Raw genomic sequence first — 4,981 nt, 5'->3', positions numbered from 1 at the left:
GTCGAGCGTGACCAGCATGCTTGGAGGCGCGGCGGGTGAAAAGGTTGGTGCACTCGTCAATGGTGTGGCCGCACTCAAGGAGAGTGGACTGACCGTCGAACAGATCCAGGAAGCCGGAGCTGCGGTGCTGGCTCATGCCAAGGAATACGCCGATCCAAAACTTGTCGACCAGCTTCTGGATTCGGTGCCCGGCCTGAAAGGTCATCTCGGCCTTTGAATGCAACGGGCTGACATTCTGCATCCGGCCATGTAAACCGTTCCAAGGTTATCAGGAATCGAGCGGGATGAACGGCACCAAACGGACATTTTATTTCGTGCTCGGATGGGTGATGGTGGCGCTCGGTTTCATTGGCGCGCTGTTGCCCGTTATGCCGACGACGATCTTTCTCATCATCGCCGCCTGGTGTTTCAGCCGCTCGTCGCCGCGATTTGAAAAGTGGCTGCTCGAACATCCGGTGTTCGGGCCGACACTGGTGCAATGGCGCGAGCACGGGGCAGTACCGAAACGCGTGAAATGGATTGCTTGCGGCGGCATGGCATTGGGCTACGCCACTTTCATGTATTTTGCCCGGCCGTCACCTCTGCTCGGAGGAGTGGTGGCAGTCTTTTTCATCGCCTGCGCCGCGTATGTTGTGACGCGCCCGAGTCTGGCGGCATAAAACTAGACGCGCTTCCCGGTCGCCTTGTCGAAGACGTGCAAAGCACTCGCATCGATATTGAAGCGTTGCGGCGCGCCTACTGCGATTTGCGACCGAGGAGGCAAGCTCGCTGTCAGGCGCTGGCTGCCGATCGTTGAGGTAACGACCAGCTCCGGGCCGGTCAGCTCGACTACTTCGACCTTCGCCTCGATGGCAAGGTTGGCGTTTTCCGAGGACGCCAGCGTCAAGCTCTCGGGACGTATGCCGATGATCACATCGCGGGCGCTTGCCGCATTCTGCCGTAACGCAGGGGAGAGGGGGATGCCGCTGAGCGAGCCATCAATGTGCGCTATACCATCGGCAACCGTAGCATCCAGCATGTTCATCGGCGGCGAACCCACAAAGCTCGCAACATAGCGCGTGGCAGGGCGATTGTAGATCTCATCCGGAGTGGCGAGCTGCTCGATCTGACCGTCGCGCATGACGGCGATGCGGGTTGCGAGCGTCATCGCCTCGATCTGGTCATGCGTCACATAAACAATCGTGGTGCCAAGCATCTGGTGCAGGCGCTTCAGCTCAGTTCGCATCTCCATGCGCAGTTTCGCATCGAGATTGGACAGAGGTTCGTCGAACAGGAAGATTTGCGGATCTCGCACGAGTGCCCGGCCGATGGCGACACGCTGCCGCTGTCCGCCTGAAAGTTCGGATGGCTTGCGGCCAAGGAGATTTTCGATCTGCAGGATTTTTGCCGCCTTTTGCACGGCCTCGATGCGTTCGGCCGCAGGTACATTGCGCATCTCAAGGCCGAAGCCGATGTTTCGCGCCACGGACATGTTGGGATAGAGCGCATAGGWCTGGAACACCATGGCGATGTCGCGGTCCTTGGGGTGCACGCCGGTCACCGAGCGATCAGCGATGCGCACGTCACCGTCTGTCGCTTCGGCCAGACCCGCGATGATGTTGAGAAGTGTTGACTTGCCGCAGCCGGAGGGACCGAGCAAGACGAGGAATTCGCCGCTGGCGAGCGACAGGTCGATGCCCTTCAGCGTCTCGACAGCGCCATAACGCTTGCGAACATTGATCAGCTCGAGCGCACTCATAGAGCTTCCTCCGATGGTGTTTGCGGATCTTCGCCATCATAGCGGCGCGGAATTGTGGAGATGGCTTTGGACGCAACGCGAACACCAGCCGCAAGGCTTGTCCCGAGCGTTTGGTCATTTGCCAGCGCGGCGAGGAAGGCGGCGTTAAACACGTCACCGGCGCCGATCGTATCGGCAACCTGAACCAGGGGAGCAGTTACCGAGACAAGCCTGTCATCGGAGCCGACTGCCAGTGCCCCATCAGGCCCCCGCTTGACGACAACGATGGCGTCCCGCGGCATCAGGGCCTTGAGCCTGTGCGCGGCTTCGGCAGGCTCGACGCTGTTGGCGAGGCGCGTCGTCTCGACCTCATTGAACAGGGCGATGTGGCAGCGTGCCAGCCACCCGCGCGCCTTGATGCGGTTGGTCTCGGTCCAGCCGTCGATCGGCCAGCCGGTGTCGAGCGCGATGCGGATATCATTGGCATCGGCCCAATCGAACAATTCGTCATATTGTGCAACGAGGGCGTCGGTCAGGAAGGAGCCGCAAACGATGGCGGTGCCGCCCTTCAGCCGCTCGGTGTCGAGCGTCGTGATGACGTCGAGCCAGGACAATGCCGCGATGTGTCCACGCGTCGTAAAGAAAGTACGCTCGCCATTCGGGTGGGTAATGCCGACGGAAAGTGTTGTCCCCATGGGAGCAACCGGCCAGCGCGCCGAATGCTTGCCGAAACCCTGCCGCAGCCATTCGCCGAACTGGTCATTGCCGACATTGGCGGCGATCTGAAAATCGAGACCGAGGCCGTCCCAGGTCAGCGCGGCATTGCCGGCCGAACCGCCGACGCGCAATTCGTCGTAATCCACCATGATCTCGGTTCCGGGCGTAGGCCATGGATCGGCCGGGCCGAGGATCAAATCGACATTGACGTTTCCGATGACGGCGAGTGGCAGCATCGCTCTCACTCGTCCCGCGTGATCTTGGTCGAGCGCACAGGCGTGCCGAGATCGGCAACGCGCGCGCCGGCAAAACCGAGCATGAAGTGCTGGGCGGCGGGCAGGAGTGCAAAAACGGCCGCTATGCCGCTGGCAACACCGACATCGATCGTAGCGGTACCTTTGAGCGGCGCTTCCCCGGATGCATCGAACACCACAACCGGCGACCCGGCTTCCCGTGCGGAGGCCGCCATGCGGGCGACCAATTCCGATGTTGCATCCTTGGCGCGGAACAGGACGACACCGACCTTCGGTCCGAGCATTTCCATCGGACCGTGACGCAATTGTCCGCCTTCAAGCGAGAAGCACGGGATGCGTGAGAGTTCGGTGAGACCGAGCGCAATCGCCTCCGCGACACCCTGCATGCGGCGACCGGAGGTTACGACAGCCGATACGTCCGACAATGCGGCTACCGCAGCATCGACATTCGGCTTGCTGTCGGTATTCAAGATGGCGAGCGCTTCGGCCGGATCCTCGCCAAGCGCACTGAGCACAGCAAGATGCAGGGCAAAACTGACAGTCAGACTGCGCGTTGCCGCAAAGGCGTTTTCCGTACCGCCGGAACCGACCAGTGACGGCACGGTGCGGGCAAGGGTGGAACCGCCTTCGAGCGTCAAGCCGAAAGTATCGGCCCGCACGCCAGCCTCGGCAAACCAGCGCAGGATTTCGGCGCTTTCACCCGACTGCGAGGTCACAAGAATTGTTTTGCCGACTAATGATATCGATTGACCTAGTTGTTCGGACAACGGCAGTGCCACGGCATCGATACCAAGGCCGCGATACAGCGGTTCGACCGCGCGGCCAACCGCATGCGACCCACCCATGCCGAGCAGTAGCAGACGCCCGGTCATACGCAGGGATTGGGCGATGGTCACGGCAAGTGGAGCAGCCGCCTCGAAGGAGGAAATCGCATCGGCATTCTGCCGCGCCATTTCTTTCTCGATGGCGATCAGACCGATAGGTTTGTTCTTTTGCGAAGACATGCTCATCCTTTGACGCCGCCGCTTGTCAGGCCCGCGATCAGGGCGCGCTGCATGAAGAGACCAACGATTAGCGGGGGGAGGGCGGCAAGCACTCCCGCTGTGGCAATCAATCCGTAATCCGAGACGCGTCCGCCAGCGAGATCAGCGATCGCAACGGTCAAGGTTTTTGCCCGCTGGTCCGAAGTGAACAACAGGGCATAGAAGAATTCGTCCCAGGCAAGCAGGAACGCGAAGAGTGCAGCCGTTGCCATGACGGGTGCTGCGAGCGGCAAGGTGATTAGCCGCAGGATCTGATCCAGCCGGGCGCCATCCATGGTTGCTGCGCTTTCAATTTCGCGTGGGATCGAATCGAAGCCCGATTTCATCAGCCAAGTGGTGAACGGCGCGAGGATTGTAAGATAGACCAAGGCCAGACCGAAGACATTGTTGAGGAGGCCTGCCCAGGCAAGGGTCATGTAGAGCGGTACGGCCAAGGCTACCGGAGGCAGCATGTAGGTGGCAATAACTGCATAGAGCGACCAGCCGACCGATGGCGTGCGCGATACGGCCCAAGCGGAGGGGACGGCTACGATAAGCGCCGCCACAGTCGCCATACCGGCCACCTTGATGCTGTTGAACAGCGACGCGACGAAGGCCTCACCGGCGCTGTTCGCGACTGAAGAAAGCAGGACACCGTAGCGGGACAGATCGACCGTATCGGGCCACCAGTGCAAAGGCTTGGCAATAAGATCCGGCGTCGAGGAAATACTCATAACGAAAAGCCACACGACAGGCGCCAGGATCACAACGAGAAGAACCAGAGCTGCCAAATGTACCAGGATCGTTGCGGTGTGGCTGCGGCGTTCCATTATGACACTCCCGCGCTTTTGCGGATCAGGGCGGCATAGGCGACGGCGAGCACTGTCACCAGCAGGGTGACGATCAGCGCCAATGATGCGCCCGAACCCGCTCGCTGGAAAGAAAACGCCTCCTGGTAGACGAGGATGGACAATGTGCGTGTGCTGTTGGCCGGACCGCCGCGCGTCATGACCCAGATGATGTCGAAGACCTTGAACGCCTCGATGGTGCGCAAGACAAGCGCCACCATCAAGGGCCCCGCGAGGTAGGGCATGATGACGAAGCGGAAGCGCGACCAGGCACCGGCTCCGTCGACCATAGATGCAGCGGTGATATCGCGCGGTACAGCCTGCAGGGCGGCCAGCGCAATCAGCGCCACCAATGGAAAATTCTTCCAGCAATCGGCCACGATAAGCGACGCGAGGGCAGTGCCAGGCTCGCCCAGCCAGGAA

6 protein-coding genes and 1 pseudogene are annotated in these 4,981 nt (G+C 60.9%); 2 read left to right on the top strand and 5 right to left on the bottom strand.

The features are described 5' to 3' along the window. Positions 1 to 217: pseudogene (locus ACXJ5O_RS18780) on the top strand (hypothetical protein); the annotation flags it as partial. Positions 218 to 284: 67 nt separating this feature from the next. Then, positions 285 to 659: a YbaN family protein gene (locus ACXJ5O_RS18775; protein WP_457301221.1), complete on the top strand. Its 375-nt coding sequence runs from the start codon at positions 285 to 287 to the stop codon at positions 657 to 659. Positions 660 to 661: 2 nt separating this feature from the next. Here ACXJ5O_RS18775 and ACXJ5O_RS18770 read toward each other — a convergent pair whose 3' ends face one another. The 5 genes from ACXJ5O_RS18770 to ACXJ5O_RS18750 all read right to left on the bottom strand — a co-directional run. Further along, positions 662 to 1,738, bottom strand: coding sequence for an ABC transporter ATP-binding protein (locus ACXJ5O_RS18770; RefSeq protein ID WP_457301220.1), 1,077 nt, complete (start codon positions 1,736 to 1,738; stop codon positions 662 to 664). Continuing rightward, positions 1,735 to 2,670, bottom strand: a complete 936-nt coding sequence (locus ACXJ5O_RS18765; RefSeq protein ID WP_457301219.1) for a PfkB family carbohydrate kinase — start codon at positions 2,668 to 2,670, stop codon at positions 1,735 to 1,737. The genes ACXJ5O_RS18770 and ACXJ5O_RS18765 overlap by 4 nt, the downstream gene beginning before the upstream one ends. 5 nt (positions 2,671 to 2,675) lie before the next feature. Then, positions 2,676 to 3,692, bottom strand: a complete 1,017-nt coding sequence (locus tag ACXJ5O_RS18760) for an SIS domain-containing protein (RefSeq protein WP_457301218.1) — start codon at positions 3,690 to 3,692, stop codon at positions 2,676 to 2,678. 2 nt (positions 3,693 to 3,694) lie between these two features. Beyond that, positions 3,695 to 4,540 (bottom strand): carbohydrate ABC transporter permease, encoded by an 846-nt coding sequence (locus ACXJ5O_RS18755; protein WP_457301217.1) that lies wholly within the window; start codon positions 4,538 to 4,540, stop codon positions 3,695 to 3,697. After that, positions 4,540 to 4,981 (bottom strand): carbohydrate ABC transporter permease (locus ACXJ5O_RS18750; protein ID WP_457301216.1); only part of this gene is annotated, 442 nt, incomplete at its 5' end. The genes ACXJ5O_RS18755 and ACXJ5O_RS18750, both read right to left, overlap by 1 nt.

The organism is Phyllobacterium sp. P5_D12, from assembly GCF_054049495.1.
Note: the sequence above shows the minus strand (reverse complement) of the source record. Positions and strands in the feature narration are given on the sequence as shown.